The 20,492-nt window shown below is 67.5% G+C and carries 18 protein-coding genes and 1 pseudogene; 3 read left to right on the top strand and 16 right to left on the bottom strand.

The genetic code is table 11. The features are described from left to right. Positions 1 to 76: 76 nt before the first annotated feature. From PJW05_RS11850 to kdpF, 5 genes are all read right to left on the bottom strand, one after another. Positions 77 to 2,722 carry a sensor histidine kinase gene (locus tag PJW05_RS11850; protein ID WP_271411889.1) on the bottom strand — a complete coding sequence of 882 codons (2,646 nt, stop codon included), beginning with the start codon at positions 2,720 to 2,722 and terminating at the stop codon, positions 77 to 79. After that, positions 2,719 to 3,270 (bottom strand): potassium-transporting ATPase subunit KdpC, encoded by a 552-nt coding sequence (gene kdpC, locus PJW05_RS11845; protein ID WP_271411888.1) that lies wholly within the window; start codon positions 3,268 to 3,270, stop codon positions 2,719 to 2,721. Before kdpC ends, PJW05_RS11850 begins: the two co-directional genes overlap by 4 nt. 87 nt (positions 3,271 to 3,357) lie before the next feature. Next, positions 3,358 to 5,412 (bottom strand): potassium-transporting ATPase subunit KdpB, encoded by a 2,055-nt coding sequence (gene kdpB, locus PJW05_RS11840; RefSeq protein WP_271411887.1) that lies wholly within the window; start codon positions 5,410 to 5,412, stop codon positions 3,358 to 3,360. Between the two features lie 19 nt (positions 5,413 to 5,431). Next, positions 5,432 to 7,132: a potassium-transporting ATPase subunit KdpA gene (gene kdpA, locus PJW05_RS11835; protein WP_271411886.1), complete on the bottom strand. Its 1,701-nt coding sequence runs from the start codon at positions 7,130 to 7,132 to the stop codon at positions 5,432 to 5,434. Positions 7,133 to 7,140: 8 nt separating this feature from the next. Then, complete coding sequence (gene kdpF, locus PJW05_RS11830; protein WP_036996920.1) at positions 7,141 to 7,230, bottom strand: K(+)-transporting ATPase subunit F; 90 nt, start codon at positions 7,228 to 7,230, stop codon at positions 7,141 to 7,143. 443 nt (positions 7,231 to 7,673) lie between these two features. On the opposite strand from kdpF, the gene PJW05_RS11820 reads away from it, so the two are divergent. Then, on the top strand, positions 7,674 to 8,852 hold the full coding sequence (locus PJW05_RS11820) for a GGDEF domain-containing protein (protein ID WP_271412210.1): 1,179 nt from the start codon (positions 7,674 to 7,676) through the stop codon (positions 8,850 to 8,852). 151 nt (positions 8,853 to 9,003) lie between these two features. Here the strand turns inward: PJW05_RS11820 and PJW05_RS11815 are convergent, their stop codons facing one another. The 4 genes from PJW05_RS11815 to PJW05_RS11800 all read right to left on the bottom strand — a co-directional run bounded on the left by PJW05_RS11815 (position 9,004) and on the right by PJW05_RS11800 (position 12,803). Then, complete coding sequence (locus tag PJW05_RS11815; RefSeq protein WP_271411885.1) at positions 9,004 to 10,086, bottom strand: AI-2E family transporter; 1,083 nt, start codon at positions 10,084 to 10,086, stop codon at positions 9,004 to 9,006. Positions 10,087 to 10,182: 96 nt separating this feature from the next. Then, the gene (locus PJW05_RS11810) at positions 10,183 to 10,992 is read right to left on the bottom strand and encodes a DUF4892 domain-containing protein (protein WP_271411884.1); all 810 of its coding nucleotides are present in this window, start codon (positions 10,990 to 10,992) and stop codon (positions 10,183 to 10,185) included. Between the two features lie 147 nt (positions 10,993 to 11,139). Next, entirely contained in the window at positions 11,140 to 12,003 is an 864-nt protein-coding gene (locus PJW05_RS11805; protein WP_271411883.1) for an alpha/beta fold hydrolase, read from the bottom strand. Continuing rightward, complete coding sequence (locus PJW05_RS11800; protein WP_271411882.1) at positions 12,000 to 12,803, bottom strand: alpha/beta fold hydrolase; 804 nt, start codon at positions 12,801 to 12,803, stop codon at positions 12,000 to 12,002. The genes PJW05_RS11805 and PJW05_RS11800 overlap by 4 nt, the downstream gene beginning before the upstream one ends. 30 nt (positions 12,804 to 12,833) lie before the next feature. On the opposite strand from PJW05_RS11800, the pseudogene PJW05_RS26745 reads away from it, so the two are divergent. Further along, positions 12,834 to 12,932 (top strand): annotated as a pseudogene (locus PJW05_RS26745) (hypothetical protein); the annotation flags it as partial. On the opposite strand, the gene PJW05_RS11795 reads toward PJW05_RS26745, so the two are convergent. The 7 genes from PJW05_RS11795 to PJW05_RS11765 form a co-directional block, all read right to left on the bottom strand. After that, complete coding sequence (locus PJW05_RS11795; RefSeq protein WP_271411881.1) at positions 12,889 to 13,017, bottom strand: hypothetical protein; 129 nt, start codon at positions 13,015 to 13,017, stop codon at positions 12,889 to 12,891. The pseudogene PJW05_RS26745 and the gene PJW05_RS11795 overlap by 44 nt on opposite strands. 25 nt (positions 13,018 to 13,042) lie before the next feature. After that, positions 13,043 to 13,846, bottom strand: a complete 804-nt coding sequence (locus PJW05_RS11790) for an AraC family transcriptional regulator (protein ID WP_271411880.1) — start codon at positions 13,844 to 13,846, stop codon at positions 13,043 to 13,045. A 132-nt stretch (positions 13,847 to 13,978) separates the two neighbouring features. Next, positions 13,979 to 14,422, bottom strand: a complete 444-nt coding sequence (locus PJW05_RS11785; RefSeq protein WP_271411879.1) for a hotdog fold thioesterase — start codon at positions 14,420 to 14,422, stop codon at positions 13,979 to 13,981. A 46-nt stretch (positions 14,423 to 14,468) separates the two neighbouring features. Then, positions 14,469 to 16,136: an AMP-binding protein gene (locus PJW05_RS11780; RefSeq protein ID WP_271411878.1), complete on the bottom strand. Its 1,668-nt coding sequence runs from the start codon at positions 16,134 to 16,136 to the stop codon at positions 14,469 to 14,471. 104 nt (positions 16,137 to 16,240) lie between these two features. Continuing rightward, on the bottom strand, positions 16,241 to 16,705 hold the full coding sequence (gene sixA / locus PJW05_RS11775; protein WP_271411877.1) for a phosphohistidine phosphatase SixA: 465 nt from the start codon (positions 16,703 to 16,705) through the stop codon (positions 16,241 to 16,243). Next, positions 16,702 to 17,049 carry a DUF4389 domain-containing protein gene (locus PJW05_RS11770; RefSeq protein WP_271411876.1) on the bottom strand — a complete coding sequence of 116 codons (348 nt, stop codon included), beginning with the start codon at positions 17,047 to 17,049 and terminating at the stop codon, positions 16,702 to 16,704. The genes sixA and PJW05_RS11770 overlap by 4 nt, the downstream gene beginning before the upstream one ends. A gap of 175 nt (positions 17,050 to 17,224) precedes the next feature. Continuing rightward, positions 17,225 to 18,247 (bottom strand): NAD(P)H-dependent glycerol-3-phosphate dehydrogenase, encoded by a 1,023-nt coding sequence (locus PJW05_RS11765; RefSeq protein ID WP_271411875.1) that lies wholly within the window; start codon positions 18,245 to 18,247, stop codon positions 17,225 to 17,227. Positions 18,248 to 18,568: 321 nt separating this feature from the next. Between PJW05_RS11765 and PJW05_RS11760 the strand changes: the two genes are divergently transcribed. Then, positions 18,569 to 20,476, top strand: a complete 1,908-nt coding sequence (locus tag PJW05_RS11760; protein WP_271411874.1) for an ATP-binding protein — start codon at positions 18,569 to 18,571, stop codon at positions 20,474 to 20,476. Positions 20,477 to 20,492: the final 16 nt, after the last annotated feature.

The following is a 20,492-nucleotide window of genomic DNA, read 5'->3' as shown; positions in this document are numbered from 1 at the left end:
CTGTCCGTGTCTCCCAGCCCCGCAAGACGGCCCTGCGGCCCGTTTCGCGAATGAGTTCGCGCCTACAGGGTAAATGTCATTCTTCTTCCAACTGCGGCTGCGGGTGCAGCGGCAGGTGCAGGGTCAGGGTGGCGCCACGGCCGTCCAGGCCTTCGCCGACGCTGACGCGGCCGCCATGGGCGCCGACCATGCCCTGGCAGATGGCCAGGCCCAGGCCGGTGCCCTGCCCGCCCCGATCGCCTCGGGCAGCGGTGTAGAACATGTCGAAGATCCGATCCTGCTCGTCCGGCGGAATGCCCGGCCCCTGGTCGCTGACGGAGAAACGCAGCTCAGCCTCGTCCGCCTCCACCGCCACCCGCAGGCGTCCCTGGCTCGGCGAGAAGCGCGCGGCATTCTCCAGCACATTGACCAGGGCCTGCTCGATCAGCGCGGCATGCACATAGAGCAGCGGCAACGGCTCGGGCACCCGGGTCTCCACCTGCAGCGGCGCCAGCACCGGGCGCAGGCGCTGCAGGGCGCTGGCGGCGATGTCCACCGGCGCCACCCAGTCGCGGGCGAGCTTGAGGCCGCCGTGGCCGAGTCGGGTCATGTCCAGCAGGTTCTGGATGTAGCGGTCGAGGCGCTCGGCCTCGTCGCGGGTGCCTTCCAGCAGCTCGCGGCGGTCGGCCAGGGGAATGGCTTCGCCCAGGGCCAGCAGGCTGTCGATGGAGCCGCGCATGGCGGTGAGCGGCGTGCGCAGGTCGTGGGACACCGAGGCCAGCAACGCGCTGCGCAGTTGCTCGGTCTCGCCGTGCAGCCGCGCCGCTTCCAGGTCCTCGGCCAACTGCGCACGCGCCAGGGCCTGGGCCAGGGGCTGGCCGAGGGCGGCGATCAGGCGGCAGCGACCCGCCGGCAGCGGCGCTTCGTCACGGGGGCTGACGCCGAGCAGCACCAGCGGCCCTTCCTCGGCGGACAGCGGCAGCCACCACCAGCGCCCCCCGGGCAGGGTATCGGTACCCAGCCCGGCCGGCTGGTCGTGCTGCCAGGACCATTCCGCCGCCGCCCGTTCCTGGTCGGCCAGCAAGCGCTGGGCGCCCGCCTCCACCTTCCAGATGCCGTCACGGCCACGGGACAGCAGGCAGACCTCGAGGTCGGGCCAGCCGAACTGCTGCATGGCGACGTTGAGCACCGCCTGGCGGTCCGTGGCGGCGGTGAGCTTGCGCGACAGGTCGAGCAGCGCGGTGGTTTCCGATTGGGTCTCGCGCAAGGCGTCGAGCTGGCGGCGCTGGCGCGACGCCAGGTTGCCGGTGAGCCCGGCCATCAGCAGGAAGAACAACAGGGTCAGCACGTCTTCCTGGCGGGCGATGGTCAGCGAGAAGGTCGGCGGAATGAACAGGACGTCATAGGCGAGGAACGACAGCCCGGCACAGAGCAGCGCCGGCCCCAGGCTGCTGCGCACCGCCACCAGCAGCACGGCGGCGAGAAACACCAGGGAGATGTTGGGCAATTCGAGGGAGCTGGACACCACCCAGGCCAGGGCGCTGGCGGCGATCGCGGCCAGCGCCGCCAGGCCGTAGTCCAGCCCTCGCGCGACATGGCTGGAACGCGGACTGGGCGGGCGACGATCGGCCTCGGTATCCAGGACGCTGACTTCCAGCCCTTCAGCCATGTACAGCAGGCGCTCCGCGAGGCCACGACCCAGCAGGCGGCGGCGCAGGCGCTGGCGGCTGCGGCCCACCAGCAGCAGGCTGGCGCGGCGCTCATCGGCATGTTGCACCAGGGCCTTGGCCACCGATTCGCCGCGCAGGGTCACCACTTCGCCGCCCAGACGCTCGGCCAGCTGCTGGGCGCCTTGCAGGCGCGCGCGTACCTCTTCGGAACGCGCACCGCCGGTATCCACATGGACCACCGACCAGGGCAGGTGGCGCCGCTCGGCCACCCGGCTGGCATGGCGCACCAGGCGCTCGGCCTGGTGGTCGCCGTCGATCCCCACCAGCATGCGGCCGCGCACGGCGGGCGCTTCCAGGCCGCGCTGGCGGTAACGGCGGTTGAGATCGGCATCCACCCGCGCGGCGGCGGTCTGCATGGCCAGTTCGCGCAGGGCGGTGAGGTTGGTCTGGGAAAAGAAAGCGTCGATGGCCGCGCGGGCCTGCTCGGGCACGTAGACCTTGCCCTCGCGCAGGCGCTCCAGCAGTTCGCGGGGCGGCAGGTCGACCAGGAGGATTTCGTCGGCTTCCTGCAACACCCAGTCCGGCAGGGTTTCGCGTACCTGCACGCCGGTAATGTCGCGTACCTGGTCGTTGAGGGCTTCCAGGTGCTGCACGTTGACCGTGGTGTAGACGTCGATGCCGGCGTCGAGCAGTTCCTGCACGTCCTGCCAGCGCTTGGCATGCCGGCTGCCGGGGGCGTTGGTGTGGGCCAGTTCGTCCACCAGCACCAGTTCCGGTGGCTGGCCGAGAATGCCGTCCAGGTCCATTTCGCTGAGCGCCATGCCGCGGTAATCGAAACGCCGCAGCGGTTGCTGCGGCAGCCCGGCGAGCATGGCTTCGGTTTCCGCGCGGCCGTGGGTTTCCACCACGCCCGCGCGCAGGTCGACGCCCTGGCGCTGTTGCGTCTGGGCGGCCTGCAGCATGGCGTAGGTCTTGCCTACGCCGGGTGCCGCGCCAAGGAAGACCTTCAGGCGGCCGCGCCCGCCATGGGGCAGGTCGGCCAGAAGCGCGTCGGCGCGCAGGGCATCGCTCATCGAGTCATCTCATTCAACGCCATGTTCAAGGCCAGTACGTTGACCACCGCCGGCCCCACCAGGGGCTGTTCGGTGTTCTGCCGCACCAGGCGCTCCAGGCGGTCGGCGGACACGCCCCGCTCGGCGGCGATGCGCGGGATCTGGAAACGCACCGCGCTCGGCGGCAGGTGCGGGTCCAGGCCGCTGGCGGAGGTGGTCACCAGGGCCATGGGCACCGGACCATGCCCCTCGGTGGCGAGGCGGTGGGCGTCCTGGTTGATGCGTTCGGCCAAGGCCGGGTTGCTCGGCGCCAGGTTGCTGGCACCACTGGCGACCGTGGCGAAGTTCGCAGCCGAGGGGCGCGGCTGGAACCACTGCGGGCCTTCGAAGTTCTGCGCCAGCAGCGAGCTGCCGCGCACCTCGCCCTTGGCGTCACGCACCAGGCTGCCATTGGCTTGCTCGGGAAAGGCCACCTGGGCGATGCCGGTGACAGTCAGGGGATAGGCGACGCCGGTGATCAGGGTCATCAGGGCCAGGAGGCTAATGGCTGGGCGGAGTTGGCTAAGCATATGCAGTTCCTCGTGGGAAATCTAAGTTGGCGAGAGGCTCTCTGCCCTCTCGCCAGCCCCTCCCCCGGTTCGGGAAAGGGGCGCGTTTCAGACCAGCCCGACGGCATTGAGCAGGACGTCGATCACCTTGATGCCGACGAAGGGCGCGACGATGCCGCCCAGGCCATAGATCAGCAGGTTGCGGCGCAGCAGGCTGGCGGCATCGCTGGCCTGCACCCGCACCCCGCGCAGGGCCAGGGGAACGAGGCCGATGATGATCAGCGCGTTGAACACGATGGCCGAGAGAATCGCGCTCTGCGGACTGGCCAGCTGCATGACGTTGAGCACGCCCAGTTGCGGATGAATCCCGGCGAACAGCGCCGGCAGGATGGCGAAATACTTGGCCACGTCGTTGGCCACCGAAAAGGTGGTCAGGGCGCCACGGGTCACCAGCAGTTCCTTGCCCACCTGCACCACGTCCAGCAGCTTGGTGGGGTCGGAATCCAGGTCCACCAGGTTGGCGGCCTCGCGGGCGGCCTGGGTACCGTCGTTCATCGCCAGGCCGACGTCGGCCTGGGCCAGTGCCGGGGCGTCGTTGGCACCGTCGCCGCACATGGCGACCATCTTGCCTTCGCCCTGTTCCTGGCGGATGCGCGCCAGCTTCTTCTCCGGCGTGGCTTCGGCGATCACGTCGTCCACCCCGGCCTCGGCGGCGATGGCGGCGGCGGTCAACGGGTTGTCGCCAGTCACCATCACGGTGCGGATGCCCATCTGCCGCAGTTCGGCGAAACGGTCGCGAATGCCGGGCTTGACCACGTCCTTGAGGTGGATGGCGCCCAGCAGCTTGCCGTCGGCGGCCACCAGCAGCGGCGTACCACCGCTCTGGGCGATCTTCTCGACCTCGCGGGCCAGGGGGACCGGCACGTCTTCGCGGGCCAGGCCGACCCAGGCCAGTACGGCATCCACCGCGCCCTTGCGGTAGCTGTGGCCGCCCCAGTCGGCCCCGGAAAGGCGGGTTTCGGCGGTGAAGGGAATCGCGGTGATGTCTTCACGGGCCGGCTCCTGCCCGGTATGCAGCGCACGCAGGTATTCGACAATGGATTTGCCCTCCGGCGTCTCGTCGGCCAGGGAGGCCAGCAGCGCGGCGTCGGCGAGCTCCTTGCCGGCCACGCCCGGCGCCTTGATCACCGCGCTGCAGCGGCGGTTGCCGAAGGTGATGGTGCCGGTCTTGTCCAGCAGCAGCACATGCACGTCGCCCGCCGCCTCCACCGCGCGACCGGACTTGGCGATCACGTTCAGGCGCACCAGGCGGTCCATGCCGGCGATGCCGATGGCCGACAGCAGGCCGCCGATGGTGGTGGGGATCAGGGTCACCAGCAGCGCCACCAGATAGACCAGCGGCAGGTCGCCGCCAGCATGGCGGGCGAAGGGCTGCAGGGTCGCCACCACCAGCAGGAAGATCAGGGTCAGGCCGATCAGCAGGATGTCCAGCGCCACCTCGTTGGGGGTCTTCTGGCGCTTGGCGCCTTCCACCAGGGCGATCATCCGGTCCAGGGTGGATTCGCCGGGGTTGGCGGTGATCTTCACCAGCAGCCAGTCGGAGACGATGCGGGTGTTGCCGGTGACGGCGGAACGGTCGCCGCCGGACTCGCGGATCACCGGCGCGGACTCGCCGGTAATGGCCGCTTCATTGACAGCGGCGATCCCTTCGATCACCTCGCCGTCGCCCGGAATCAACTCACCGGCTTCGACACGCACCACATCCCCCCGGCGCAGGCTGGCGGCGGCGACGGTCTCGAACTGACCGTCGGCCTTGCGGCGGCGGGCGCTGAGGCCCTGGCTGCCGGCGCGCAGGCTGTCGGCGCGGGCCTTGCCGCGGCCCTCGGCCAGGGCTTCGGCGAAGTTGGCGAAGAGCACGGTGAACCACAGCCAGAGGGCGATCTGCACGGCCAGGCCGGTGCTCACCGCCGGGTTGGGGATGAAGCAGAGGACCGTGGTCAGTACTGCGGTCAACTCGACCACCAGGATCACCGGCGAGCGCACCAGCTGGCGCGGGTCGAGCTTGACGAAGGCCTGGAGCAGCGCCGGCTGCCACAGCGCGGCGAAGGAGGTCTTGGGTTGCTGCTTGGCGCTGCTTTTGAGCGCCTGCATGGGGGCATTCATCTGGGTTCTCCGAATTCCGTTACAGGCCCTGGATCAGTGCGAAGTGTTCGGCAATGGGCCCCAAGGCCAGCGCCGGCAGGAAGGTCAGGCCGCCCACCAGCAGGATGGTGAGGGTCAGCAGGGTGACGAACAGCGGACCATGGGTGGGGAAGCTGTTCGCCCCCAGGGGCGCGCGCTTCTTCATCGCCAGGCTGCCGGCGATGGCCACCACCGGGAGGATGTAGCCGAAGCGCCCGAGGAGCATGGCCAGGCCGATCAGTACGTTGTGGAACGGCGTGTTGGCACCGAACCCGGCGAAGGCCGAGCCGTTGTTGGCGGCACCCGAGGTGTAGGCGTACAGGGCCTGGCTGAAACCGTGGGCGCCGGGGTTGGTGATGGAGGCCGCCGGGCCGTCGAGGCTGATGGCCAGGCCGCAGAACACCAGCACGCCGACGGGCATCACCAGCAGGGTCGCCACCAGCAGACGCACTTCGCGGGCTTCCAGCTTCTTGCCCAGGTATTCCGGGGTGCGGCCGATCATCAGGCCGGCGAGGAACACGGCGATCAGCACGAACAGCAACATGCCGTAGAGGCCGGCGCCGACACCGCCGAAGATGATCTCGCCGAGCATCATGTTGAACATCGGGATCATCCCGCCGAGGGCGCTGAAGCTGTCGTGCATCGCGTTCACCGAGCCGTTCGACGCAGCGGTGGTGGTCACCGCCCAGAGCGCCGAGGCGGTGATGCCGAAGCGGCTCTCCTTGCCTTCCAGGGAACCCGTCTGCTCGATCGGCAGCGCGGCCAGGGCGGGGTTCGGCTGATGTTCGGAGTACAGGGCAACGCCCAGGCCAATGACGAACAGCACCAGCATGCAGGCCAGCAGCGCGCGACTCTGGCGCAGGTCCTTCACGTAGTGGCCAAAGGTGAACACCAGGGCCGCCGGAATCAGGATGATGGAAGCCATCTCCAGCAGGTTGCTCCAGGCCGTGGGGTTCTCGAAGGGGTGCGCCGAGTTGACACCGAAGAAACCGCCACCGTTGGTGCCCAGTTGCTTGATGGCGATCTGACTGGCCGCCGGGCCCAGGGGGATGCTCTGGTCGGCGCCCTGCAGGGTCACGGCGTGGATGTAGTCGGTGAAGGTCTGCGGAACGCCCTGCCAGACCAGCAACAGCGCCAGCAGCAGGCACAGCGGCAGCAGGCCGTAGAGCACGCCACGGGTCAGGTCGACCCAGAAGTTGCCCAGGCGGTCAGTGCTGCGGCGACTGATGCCGCGAGCGAAGGCAACCAGTACGCAGAGGCCGACGGAAGCGCTGACGAAGTTCTGCACACCGAGGCCGACCATCTGGCTGAAGTAGCTCAGCGACGCCTCGCCGCTATAGGCCTGCCAGTTGGTGTTGGTGACGAAGCTGACGGCGGTGTTGAACGCCAGGCTCCACTCCAGGCCCGGCAGTTGCTGCGGGTTCAGCGGCAGCACGCCCTGCAGCGTGAGGATGGCGAACAGCAGCACCAGGCCCGCCAGGTTGAAGGCCAGCAGCGCGGCCGCGTAACCCTTCCAGTCCTGCTCGCGCTCGGCGTCGACGCCGGCCACGCGGTAACAGAAGCGCTCCACCGGCGCGAACAGCGGAGCGAGGGCGGTGCGCTGCCCTTCCATCACCCGGTAGAAGTAGCGCCCGAGGAAAGGTGCCGGCGCCAGCACCAGCGCGAAAAAGGCCAGGATGAGGCCAATGTCCTGAAGTTGCATGGGGCCTCCTAGCCGCGCTCGGCGCGCAGCAGCGCCACCAGCAGATAGATGAAAAGCCCCATGGCCAGGACCAGGGACACCCCGTCGAGAATGCTCATTGCGTTTGCTCCTTGATGCGGTCCATGCCGCTGTGGAGCCATTGTCGGAATGAGGGGCGTAAAGGAACGAGCCGCACGGGGGCGGCGCGGCATAAAGAAGGCGTAAAGAAGCGGGCAGTCAGGCTGCGCGCAGGCGGCGGCAAGCTTCACCGGCACCACGTTGCGGGTTTCGCGTGTGCGCCCCAAGCTCGACGATGACCCGCGCTCGCCACGCCTGATCGAGGTAGTACGAAGCGAAGCCCCCCTGTTCGACACACGGGATATCGACTGAAGACGCCGGCCATCCACGGCGGGTCGGTTCCCCCGTTCCACCCCATGAGAGATTCCGGGAAACGCAGTGGCCCGCCCTCTCCATCACCCGCAAACGCCTGGCGGGCGCTACGAAAGACCGCGGCGTGCGCTTACAATCCTGGGCTTCAGCCGCCAGACAGCCCATTTCGGATATGCCGCTCGATCCGCCCACGATGTTGACCCTTTCCATCGCGCTCGCGGCGGCCGCCAGTCTGTACCTGGCCGTTGAATGGCGCAGCGTTCGCGAACCCTCTCTGCTGTTCTGGAGCGCAGGCTTCGCCACCATCACCGTCGGCTCGACGCTGGCCCTGCTGCGCGGAAACGGGCTGCTGTTCATCGGGATCTGGTTCGCCAACGGCCTGCTGGTAATCGCTCACTGGCTTTTCCTGCTGGGCGTCGCGCGCTTCACCGGGACACAGCTGGCCCGAACCTGGTACCTGGTCTTCGTCGCCTGGGCGGCCTTGTTGCTGCTGCCGGATGGGCCGCTGTGGTCGAAGCTCATGTTCCTGGCCAATTCGCTGCTGGTCGCCCTGCTGGCGCTCCGGGCCAGTGCCCTCCTGCGTCCCCACGGCAAGTCGCTGAGCGTAGGGGCGGTGCAATTGCGCTACGTGTTGCTGGTCCACGGCCTGTTCTACCTGATCAAGTCCCTGACGGTCGTGATTCCCGGCACGCTGCTCGATCTCGCGGCGTTCCGTGGCGAGATCATTCAGATCTCGCTGGTCGAGGGCGCGATGGCGATCATGCTGATCGCCCTATCGATGACCGGCACCGAACGACACCGGCGGGAGACACGGATAGCACGGCTGGCCGCACGCGACCCCCTGACCGCGCTCTACAATCGCCGTGCCCTCGAAGCGCGCGCGCCACACCTGCTGGAAGAAGTCTGCGGCGCTCGGCCGGGCGCGCTGCTGCTGATCGATATCGACAACTTCAAACTGGTCAACGACCTGTACGGCCACGGCGCGGGCGACCGGTTGCTGGTGGCGCTCAGCGAGATGATCCGCTCGCTGCTGCCCGAGCGCGCACTGGCCGCCCGGCTGGGCGGCGACGAGTTCGTCGTCCTGCTGGGTAGCGCCTCGCATGAACGCGTCGTCGAGCTGGGCAACCAACTGCGGCAACAGTTCCACATGATGGCTTCCCAGACCTTCGACACGCCCAAGGCGGTGACCCTGAGCATCGGCGCCAGCCTGTTCGACCAGCCACCGGCAAGCCTGGCTGCCTTGATCGAACAAAGCGACGCTGCGCTCTATGAATCCAAACGCGGCGGACGGGACAGCATCCGCCTCGTGGATCGCTCCCTGGCGGGCGACGAAGCACTGCGTACACCCTGAGCCGGCGCAGCTTTGCTGTCCCCGGAGCAACTGGCAGTGGCTGCAACGCCGAGAGACTCAAGCCAGCCTCCAGCCGCAATCGCGCCACCCCATGCACTCGCCTCCGTTGAGGTTCGGAGCGCCGAGGCTGGGGCAGGCCCCGCCGCTTCTGTCAGGAGGAACGGTTTTCCTTGTCCTGGACGTCGGTCGGGCTCAACTGTTGCGGCTGCACATGTCCAATCCAGTCGGAGATCAGGCTGTAAGCCACGGCCAGCAAGGTGGGCCCGAGGAACAGGCCCATGAAGCCGAAGGCGAGAATGCCGCCGAAGACGCCGAGCAGCACCACCACCAGCGGCAGGTTGCCGCCCCGGCTGATGAGGTAGGGCTTCAGCACGTTGTCCACGCCGCTGACGATGAACATGCCCCAGAGGCCCAGGAACACCGCATAGCCGTAGTCGCCATGCCAGGCCAGCCAGGCGGTGGCGGGCACCCACACGAGCGGCGGCCCCATGGGGATCAGGCTGAGGGCGAAGGTGGCGATGCCCAGCACCAGGGCCCCGGGCACGCCGGCAATCCAGAAGCCGACCAGCGCCAGCACGGCTTGGGCAGCGGCGGTGCCGATCACGCCGTTGACCACCCGCTGCACGGTTCCGGCCACCAGATCCAGGTAGTGCTGCGCGCGGTTGCCGATCAAGCGCTCCAGGCCGCGTTGGACGAACAGCGCCATTCGCGGGCCATCGCGGTAGAAGAAGAACACCAGCACCAGGCTCAACACCAACTCGACCATACCGCCGCCGACCTGCGCGCTTCGCGCCAGCACCCAGTTGCCGGCCTGGCCCATGTAGGGCTTGAGGCTGGCGAAGAAGGCGGCGCCCTGGGCGTCGATGGACAGCCAGGCGCTCACCAGCCGCTCGCCCACCAGGGGCACCGTCGCCAGCCAGTCCGGCGGCGGCAGGCCTTCCACCTGGACGCTCTTCAGCAGTTCGGTGGCATCGCGCACGTGCTCGGCGAGGTTGCTCACCAACCACACCAGCGGCATCGCCACCAGCACCATCCAGCCGGCGGTGAGCAGCGCGGCGGCGGCGGACTCACGGCCGCGCAGGGCGTTGCTCAACAGGCGCATCAGCGGCCAACTGGCGAAAGCCAGCACAGCAGCCCAGAACAGCGCCGAGACAAAGGGCGCGAGCACCCATAGGCTGGCACCGAGCAAGGCGAGCAGGACGATCTGCACCAGAAGTCGGTCGTTATCGAGCATCCCGGAATCACTCCAGCGAACGAAAAAGGACGGCGCCTGCCGTCACGCCACGGGCGCACGGCAGGCACAAGCATAGAGACTGATGCTGACCGTTTCTCAGCGCAGAAGGTTCAGGTGCAGGCCCGGTTCCTTGCCTTCGCCCAGCTCCAGGCGCGCGGCACGCACGCCCCGCTCCACCAGTGCTTCGCGCCAGGCTTCGGCGCCAGCGCCGGCAAGGCTGATGCGCAGGGTGATGTCGAGGTTCAGGCAGCGCCTCAGGAGCGTCGCCCAGGTTTCCGTGGGTTCGGCCGGCAGGCGCGGCAGGTGCAGTTCGCCGCGGCTCTTCAGCTCGCGCATCAGGGTGTCGGGGGTGGGCAGCAGTTCGCCCAGGGGGGCGTCGGCGTCCAGTTGCTCGGCGTGCAGGTAAGCCCGGCGGTTGCCACGGGTAATGGCGTAGACGGCCAGCAGGCTGTCCTGACGGGGCTCGGCCAGACGCAGCAACAGATAGGCCTGCTGGTCGTCCGGGCCGTAGAGCCTGGCGTTACCGAAGATGGCATTGGCCCAGAGACTGCTGGAACCGCAATCGCGTCCCTGGCACCAGTAGAGGAGCTCGGCGCCGCCAGCCAGCAGATCCTTGCGCGCACGGTCGAAGGCTTCGCTGGAGCTGTGGTCGCGAGGCAGACGGTAGGTGACCGAGGTCTGCTTGCCCACGGTTTCCACCTTGTTCTCCATACGCAGCCGGTTGCTGATGCGGCGGATCGAGCTCTGCGGGTAGAGCCTTTCCTGATCCGCAGACTCACGGAAATCGGTGATCTCGGCCTGGGGAAAGCGCGGCAACGCGGCCAGGTCCTGACTCTCAGGCACGTCGGCGGCCTGGGCGGATGCGGCCAGGAGCAGGCCGGCAAACAGGGTCTGATGCATGCGCATCCTTATTGGCTCGTCATGGATTGAGCAGTCTGGACCAGCTTCGCGACCTTTGCCCGCCAAGCGCACTGCGCCACATTCCCCTGATGGTCGATCATCCCGTTGCTCCTTGGCCAAAAGCCGCCAGCCTTCCCGGTTGGGCGGGGCAAGTCAAGGAATGGCGAAGAAGGGATTGAAACAGTCTGCTACGGCCTGGGCACCGGCTTCGTCATCGAGATGCAGGTGATGCTTGCCGGGCAGACGCCGCACGTCCAGGGCCAGGCCGTCCAGCAGACCGGCGAACCGAGGCTCGGTGTGCAGCAGCCCCTCCTCCGCCAGCACCAGCATGGCCGGGCATTGCACGGCGCCGGCAAAGGCCAGGGCGTGGCCACGGGTCAGGCGCAGCGGCGACGGCAAGGTCAGGCGGCTGTCGGTACGCCAGGTGTAACCGCCGGGCACCGGCATCAGGCCGCGCTCGGCGAGCAGCTCCGCAGCCTCGCGGCTGACCGCGCCCGTGCTGCGCATGCGCGCCTCCACCGCGCGGTCGATGTCGGCATAGACCGGCTTGCGCTTGCCGGCCAGGGCCAGTTGCGCGCGCAGCGCCTCGCCCAACTTGGCCGGCGCCTGGTCCGCTTCGCCGGTATAGGGCATCAGGCCGTCGATCAGCGCCAGGCGCTCGACGCGCTCGGGCATGGCGCCGGCCAGCAGCACCGAAACAATGGCGCCCATGGAGTGGCCGAGCAGGGAGAAGCGCTCCCAGCCCAGTTGTTCAGCCACCTGCAGCACGTCGGCGACATAGTCCCAGAGCAGGTAGCTGGCCCCGGCCGCGCGGTGGGCGGACAGTCCATGGCCGGCGAAGTCGAGGGCGACGATGCGCAGCCCCGGCAAGCGCGGCGCCAGGCGGGCAAAGCTGTTGGCGTTGTCCAGCCAGCCATGCAGGGCGATCACCCGCTGGCCGTCCTCGGGGCCGTACAGGTGGGCGGCCAGTTCGATATGGGGCAGGTTGAGACGGATTTCTTCGACCTGGGCAGTCATGCGCGAGCCTCCTGGCGGTCATCCCAGCGACCGAAAACGGTTCTGAGCAGGTCGGCGGTTTCCTGCGGACGTTCCAGGGGGAACATGTGTCCGCCCGGCAGGGACAGGTACTCGCCCTGCGGCACCCGCTTCACCAAGCGTGCGTGATGGGGCAGCACGACCCGGCTGTGACGCCCGCGCACCAGGGCCAGCGGCACCTGGAGTTGCTGCGGACGGCCTGGCGTGCGGTGCGGCACGCTGCGGTAGATGCTGATCTCGGTGGCGGCATTGAATTTCAGCCGCAGGCTGTCGCCCTGGCGCGCCAGGCCATGCTGCACGTAGGCGTCCAGGCATTCCGGGTCGAAACGGCGGAACAGGGTCTTGCCGGCGAAGTAGTCGCGGGCTTCGCCGATGTCGCCGAACTCCTCGCGGCGGCCCAGGGTGCGGCCGGCAGGGGTGATGCGGTCGATGAAACCGAAGCGCTTGGCGGCACGAATGACGATGCGGTCGGCGAGGGTCAGTACCGGCGAGTCCAGCATGACCACGCCACGATAGAGGTCCGGTCGGCGCAGGGCGGCATGGAAGTGCAGCACGCCGCCAAGTGAATGGCCCAGGCCCCAGACAGGCGCGTCGCGGCCTTCGAGGTGGTGAATGAGTTCGTCCACCAGGTTCGACCAGTTGTCATTCACCGGGAAGCGCGGATCGTGGCCGTGCTGCTCCAGGTGTTCGACATGAAAGTCAGGCTCCAAGGCAGCGAACAGCTTGCCGTAGGTGGCTGAAGGAAAGCCGTTGGCGTGGGCGAAGAAGATCGTGTGCGGCATGGCATCCGGCTCGTCGGGGAATGCCGGAGATTGTCCGGCAGCCCCGCGGACGCGGCAATGACTGTATCCGCCAGTGATGATGGCGCTATTGCCAAACCCCGGGTGCCTGCAGGCGCCCTACCAGGCCCAGGGCCACCAGCAGGAGCACCAGGCCACCGACCAGGGCGATGGCGAATGCGGCCGCCAGCGACAGCAAGACAAAAGTCTCCAGCATGGAAGGTCTCCAGGATATGGGAGGGTCAGTGGCGGCGCAGCTTCGCCGGTGGCACGCCGTAGGTACGGCGGAACAGCCGCGAGAAGTGCGCCTGATCGTAGAAGCCCAGGTCCAGGGCCACTTCGCTCAGGCTCTCGCCGCGCAGCACCCGTGGCAGGGCCCGCTCCAGGCGAAGTTGGGTCAGCCATTGGTGGGGCGGCAGTCCGCACTGGCGGTTGAAGCGCCGCAGCGCCTGCCAGGGGCTGAGACCGCAAAAGGTTGCCAGTTCCTTCAGCGAGGGCGGTGCATCCAGGCGCGACTCCAGCCATTCCCGCAAACGCGCCCAGGTGCGGGCATCGAAGCCCTGCGTCGGTTCGCGGATGCGCAAGGTGGAGCCCTGCTCCAGCACCTTGGCCAGGGCCGACCAGAGGTGGCTTTCCTGCTCCAGATGCGAGCCCTGCAGCAGCGCGCCGTGCAGGCCCTGCAACCGGCCGCGCAGGCTGGGGTCACGGAGGATACTGGTGGTCAGGCGCGGCGCGCCCTGGCGATCGTCGCTGAGGCTGCGACTGGCGTCATCCAGCCAGTGCGGGTCGAAGGCGAGCACGCGGAGCTGGTAGCCCTGGCCATCGACACCGGCGCCATCGTGAATCTGTTCCGGCGCCATCAACAGCACATCCCCGGCGCCCGCCTGGTGGCTTTCGCCCTGATGCTGGTAGCGCTGCCGGCCACACACCAGCAGCCCCAAGTGATACTCCAGGTGAAAGTGCCGGGGAAAGGCGAAGTGCTGATACCGGGCGTCGATCAGACGGACGCCGGGCAGGCAACTGGGGATGTGGTTCGAGCGGTCCATGGGCGCCACTCTACTCCGTGGCGCTCGAGGGTTCTTGGACAAAATTGCGGGTGACTGTGGTGAAAATCCACTGGTTTAGCAGGCTCTAACTACTCGACTGGCGACGGGCGTTCCGGCGGAGCCTGGCATTTCCTACCCGACTGGCGGCTCGGTGCCGAGGGGCACGATGGCCATGGTCAGTCGGGAAATGCAGCTGGACTTGCCGTCGTCCCCGGACAGGCGGATGTCCCAGACATGGGTGGTGCGGCCCAGGTGAACCGGGCGGGCGACTGCGGTGACGCGGCCGCTGCGCAGGCCGCGCAGGTGATTGGCGTTGACCTCCAGGCCGACGCAGTAATAGCGGCTGGTGTCGATGCACAGGTAGCTGGCCGTCGAGCCCAGGGTTTCCGCCAGCACCACCGAGGCGCCGCCATGGAGCAGGCCATAAGGTTGGTGGGTACGTGAATCGACCACCATGCTGGCGGTGAGGAAGTCGTCGCCGAAAGCCTCGAAGCGGATGTCCAGGCCTTCTCCGATGGTGTTCTTCAGGGTTTCGTTGAGGTGCGCAAGATCAGGGGTTCGTTGCCACAGTCCCATGGTTCACTCCTTGTGAGGCCGGAACGCAGCGTCCGGCCGGACGGATTCATTCGTGCCAGACGACCGATTCCTGGCGTTCGAGCCATTCGGGGAAGCGTTTGCCGTAGGCGTCTTCCACCTTGTTGCGCTTGATCTTCAACGTCGGGGTGAGGAAGCCGTTGTCCACCGCCCAGACCTCCTTGACCAGCACCAGCCCTTGCAGACGCTCGTGCTTGTCGAGGCCGCCGTTGACCTCTTCCAGCAGGCTGCGCAGGCTGAGTTCCAGCTCCGGGCGGGCGTCGTTGACCGCTTCCTGTCGCCCCGCTTCGGACAGCACGCAAAGGGCCATCGGCTGCGGCAGACCGTCGCCCACCACGCACACCTGCTCGATGCGCGGATGCACCGCCAGGCGGTTCTCGATGGGCGCCGGAGCCACGTACTTGCCCTTGCTGGTCTTGAAGATTTCCTTGATGCGCCCGGTCAGGCGCAGATTGCCCTCGGCATCCTGCTCGCCCTTGTCGCCGGTCCGCAGATAGCCGTCATCGGTGAGGGTCTCGGCGGTCCTGGCCGGGTCCTTGTAGTAACCCTGCATGGTGGCGGCGCTGCGCACCTGCACTTCGCCCTCCTCGCTGATGCGCACCTCGACACCGGGACTGTTACGGCCGATCCAGCCCGGCTTCAGCTCGCCCTTGCGGCACAGGTGGGAATATCCGCAGTTTTCGGTCATGCCGTAGACCTCCAGCACTTCCAGGCCAAGGCGCTTGTACCAGTCCAGCAGCGCCCCGGGCACCGGCGCGGCGCCGCACAGGGCATTGCGCACGGCGTCCAGGCCAAGGCCGGCGAGCACCTTGCGGCCGACCATGCGGCCGATGATGGGCAGGCGCAGCAGGCGGTCGAGCTTCCGGGCCGGCATCTTCGAATAGACCCCCATCTGGAACTTGGTCCAGATCCGCGGCACGCCGAAGATCGCCGTGGGCCTCGCGCGGCGCAGGTCGTCGAGGAAGGTGTCCAGGCTCTCGGCGAAGAACACCGTCTGCCCGGCATAGAGCGAGCCCATTTCGACGAACATGCGCTCGGCCACGTGGCACAGCGGCAGGTAGGACAGCAGGCGGTCTTCCTCGCCGGTCTGGAACAACCCCATGCCCTGGCTTGCGGCGAAAGCGAGGTTGCTGAAGTTGTGCATCACACCCTTGGGCGTGCCGGTGGTGCCGGAGGTGTAGATGATGGTGGCGAGCTGGCCGGGCGCGCCCCGGGGATTGTCCTGGATCGGGTTGACGGCCTGCAGGTCGGCCCAGTGGAAGTCGAACTCGCCGGAGGGGTGGATCGGCAGCGCGATGGTCGGCACGCCCGGGGGCACACCGGCGGCCATGGACGGCCAGTCATCGAGCTTGCCGATGAAGGCCAGGGCCGATTCGGAGTGTTCCAGCACCTGGTGGACCGATTCGGCGGTGAGATTGGGGTAGAGCGGGACGGAAACGTGGCCGGCCATCCAGATGGCGAGGTCGGCGATGATCCAATGGGCGCAGTTCTTGGAAATGATCGCGATACGGCTGCCCTGGGGCAGGTCCCGCCCGCGCAGCCAACTGGCGGCCCGCCGGGCCTGCTCGCCGACATCCGCCCAGGTCAGCTCCTCGATCCGACCGCCGCCGAGCGGCTGGACCAGGTAGCGCTTGTTCGGGTGACGGGCTTCACGCTCAACGAACATCTCAAGCGGCAAACGGACTGCATCAGCCACAGGGCTTCCTCCTTTGTTCTTTTTGTGGGGGACAACCAAGCACTTGCTTGGGCGACTATTCCACGCACCCGGAGGAGGCGCAAGTTAAGAAATGTTGCGAACGGTCAGTGGCGGCGAACGTGATGCAGGCTGCGCAGGGACATCAGGCCGGGGATCAGCAGGTCACCTTCCAGTTCCGCCAGGCTGGCCGTCCCCATGGGCAGCGGGTCCTGGCGATGGCCATGAAGCAACAGCCCGGCCAGTTCGCTGACGAAGGGATTGTGGGTGACCAGCAGAAGATCCTGCTCGTTGCGTTCGGCGAGGAAATTCAGCGCTTCACGCGGATCGCTGTCGGGTGTGGCCCAGGGGGCGGTGCCAACCGGCGCGCTGAAGCCCAGGGCATCGCGCACCAGTTCGGCGGTCTGCTGCGCCCGCACGTAGGGGCTGGCGAGGATCGCGCCCAATGGCCGCCCGGCGAGCTGGGCGGCGCTGTGCAGCACGTCCTTGCGCCCATGACGGGTCAGCTCGCGCTGTGCGTCGGTATGGGCGCGGGGCTCCGCCTCGCCGTGACGGAGCAGCCAGAGCCTCATAGCTTGGGCTCTTCGTCACGCACCGGATGGGCGGCCGGCGGCACGTCGTGGGGCGCCTCGCCTTGCGGTGCACGGGCCTCCGGCCAATCGGCGAAGGGCCAGGGCTTCTCCTCGGTATTGAAGGTGCCGAAGCGGCCGATCTGCGCCAGGTACTGGCTCAGGCTGTCGCCGAAGGCCAGCAGGCCGGCGTTGGGCGCGCCGTAGAAGGCGCGGTAGCCCAGTTGCAGCAGGACCACGGCGCCCAGCACGATCTCGGCCAGTTGCCAGACGATGACGAAAATCAGCATCCACAGGACGCGCAGCAGGATGTGCTCGCGTTGCAGGTCTTCGCGCTCTTCACTCATGGGGGAATCTCCTTGTCCGAAAAAATTAAGGGCCCTAGGCCCTTTATGAATGTCGCCGAGCGAAGGTCAGGCTAGGCAAAAGTCGGTGAGGAAGCAGCGTTTACGGCTGCAAATGAGCATTCCGAACCGATTTTCAACGACACATGACCGAGCGCAGGCACCTCTCGTGGCGGGCCTAGAAGCCGGTGGTTGGAATAAAGTCTACGTCGGTCTTCGGCTCGCCGCGCATCAGCGCCTCGATTACCTGAGCCAGCGTACGCCCCTCGAAAAGGATGGCATGCAGGCCCGCGACCAGCGGCATGTAGACCTGCAGCTCCTCGGCGCGGGTCTTGAGCACCTTGAGGGTATTGACCCCTTCGGCCACCTCGCCCAGGCGCGCCACCGCATCCTCCAGGGACAGCCCCTCGCCCAGGGCGTAACCCACCTGGTAGTTGCGGCTCTTGGGTGAGGAACAGGTGACGATCAGGTCGCCCACCCCGGCCAGGCCGAGGAAGGTCATGGGGTTGGCGCCGAGCTGTACGGCGAATCGCGTCATCTCCGCCAGGGCGCGGGTGATCAGCATGCTTTTGGTGTTCTCGCCCATGCCCATGGCGGCGGCCATGCCGGCGATGATGGCGTAGACGTTCTTCAAGGCACCGCCCAGCTCGACCCCGAAACGATCCTGGCTGGCATAGACACGAAACGTGCGGCCGTGCAGGGCGGACTGAACGCGCCGGCAGAGTTCGGCGTCCTCGCTGGCGACCACCGTGGCGGTCAGCGCGTGTTCGGCGATCTCCCGGGCCAGGTTGGGGCCGGAAATCACGCCGATACGGGCCGCCGGTGCGACTTCTTCGAGGATCTGGCTCATCAGCTTGAAGCTCTGCGCCTCGATGCCCTTGGTGGTGCTGACCAGGAACTTGCCGGCCAATTGTCCGGCCACCGGCTCGAGCACATGGCGCAGGGCGCTGGACGGCAGGGCGACGAACACCAGCTCGCACGCGGCGAGAACGGCCTGCAGGTCGGTGTCCGGTTCCACACCGGGGAGGATTTTCACCCCCTTGAGGTAGCGCGGGTTCTCGCGCTGGGTGCGGATCGCCTCGGCCTGTTCGAGATCGCGCATCCAGTGGCGCACAGGCTGGCCATTCTCGGCCAGCAGATTGGCGATGGCGGTGCCGAAGCTGCCGCCGCCGAGCACCGCGACGGGTTGCTGTTCAGTCATAACGGGTCCATGTAGGCCATTGGATTTGGCGAATCCGCGCATTATACGGAGGCGCCGCCGGCCAGCCAGCCTCTGTCCGGAGCCATTGCGCTGGCAAAGCGATCATCCTCGGTTAAGATGCCGCAGTTTTTTGACGTCAAGGTTCCCCATTCGCCCCCCGGCGGCCCCCACGTATCGAATTTCCCCCTGCACAGGGGCGCAAGGGGACTAAAGTTCCAACATGGCTCCGCCCCATGGACGACACCGCACCGAGGCAGACAGGACGATGTGCCGACCCACCCCCCGCATCCCGATCGCTCCCGCCACAGGAGAGCCGTGCCCATGAGCCTGCGGCACCGTTGGGACATTCATACCCGCACCCAGTTGATCAGCCTCGGCCCGGCACTGCTGCTGACCCTGCTGCTCACCGGGTTCTTCACCTTCGCCCGTTTGCAGGATTTGCGCCAGGAGCTGAACCATACAGGCCAGCTGATCGCCAGCCAGCTCGCCCCGGCGGCCGAGTATGGCGTGGTCGCCGGCAACCTGGAGGTCCTGGAAGGCCTGCTCCAGGCCGGTCTGGGCACACCCCACGTGCGCTTCCTCGAAGTGCGCGACCGCGCCGACAACATTCTGGTCTATCTGGAGCAGCAGGACAGCCTGGAAACGAGCGGCAGCCAGGTTGAAGTGTTCCACGCACCGATCGTCCAGCAGCAGATGCACCTGCTGACCCGGCGCACCCAGGCCAGGACCGACAGCCGCAGCAACGACGACAACTACCTGGGACGCGTCGTGGTCGGCATGTCCAACGACGCGTTCAGCAGCCGCCAGCAGGAAATCCTTCTCAAGGCCACGGTCCTGGCGCTGATCGCCCTGCTGCTCACCTTCCTCCTCGCCCGCCGCCTGGCCACCCGCCTGTCGCAGCCCATCAGCGCCATGGGGGAAGCGGTCAAGGCCATCCAGGACGGCAACTACAACGCCAGCCTGCCGGTGGTGGACGACAGCGAACTGGGCGACCTCGGCCGCCATATCAACAACCTCGCCAGCGGCCTGGAAAAGGCCAGCCATGAGCAGCAGCAGGCGATGGACCAGTTGATCAACGCGCGCGAGGAAGCGGAAATGGCCAACCGGGCCAAATCGGACTTCCTGGCGATGATGAGCCACGAACTGCGCACCCCCATGAACGGCGTGCTGGGCATGCTGCAGCTGCTGGAAACCACCGAGATGACCGAGGAACAGGCGGAATACGCAGCACTGGCCACGGAATCCACCGAGCACCTGCTGAAGGTGATCAACGACATCCTCGACTTCTCCCGCATCGAACGCGGCGCACTGGAGCTGGAGCGCATCCCCTTCAATCTGCTGGACCTGATCCTAAGCTCGGTGCAGGTGTTCCAGCACAGCGCACAGCAACGCGGGCTGACCCTCAGCCTGGATACCCAGGACGGTCTCGAGCGGGTCGAGGTGCAAGGCGATCCGACGCGTCTGCGGCAGATCCTGGTGAACCTGGTGGGCAATGCCCTGAAATTCACCGAAGAAGGCGGTATCCGGGTGGAAACCCGCTGGCAGGCGCTGGACAGCGAAGTGCTCTGGCTCACCTGTGCGGTACATGACAGCGGCATCGGCATCCCGCCCGATCGCCTGGAGCACATGTTCGACGCCTTCCAGCAGGCCGATCATTCGATTTCCCGCCGCTACGGCGGCACCGGCCTCGGCCTGCCTATCGCGCGGACCCTGGCCGAACGCATGGGCGGCACCCTGCGGGCCGAAAGCCACGAGGGCTCGGGCTCGGTCTTCACTCTTGAGATCCCCTTGCCGTTCCGCCCCCAGAGCGCCGAGGCGCTGTCCAGCCAGGCGCGTGGAGAAAGCGAGGGCAGCGGCCAGCACGTGCTGCTGGTGGAAGACAACCCGGTGAACCAGACCGTGATCGAGGCGATGCTGCGCAGCCTCGGCTATCAGGTCAGCCTGGTGGGTGACGGCGCCCAGGCCGTGCACCAGGCGTCGCGCCATCCCTATGCCGCCATTCTCATGGATTGCCGGCTGCCGGTGCTGGATGGCTATGAGGCCACCCGCCAGATTCGCCAGATGAATGGTGGTGCGGTCCTGCCGATTATTGCCCTCACCGCCAATGCCCTGCAGGGCGACCGCGAAGCCTGCCTGGCCGCGGGCATGAACGACTACCTGGCCAAGCCCTTCAAGCGCGCCGACCTGCTGCGAGTGATGCAGCGCTGGCTGGGCAGACCGTCGGACTGAAACGATTGGTGCCGTT

The sequence above is a fragment of the Pseudomonas sp. Q1-7 genome (genome assembly GCF_028010285.1).
Classification (GTDB): domain Bacteria; phylum Pseudomonadota; class Gammaproteobacteria; order Pseudomonadales; family Pseudomonadaceae; genus Metapseudomonas.
The sequence above is the reverse complement of the archived record's forward strand: the minus strand, read 5'-3'. Positions and strand labels throughout refer to the sequence as shown.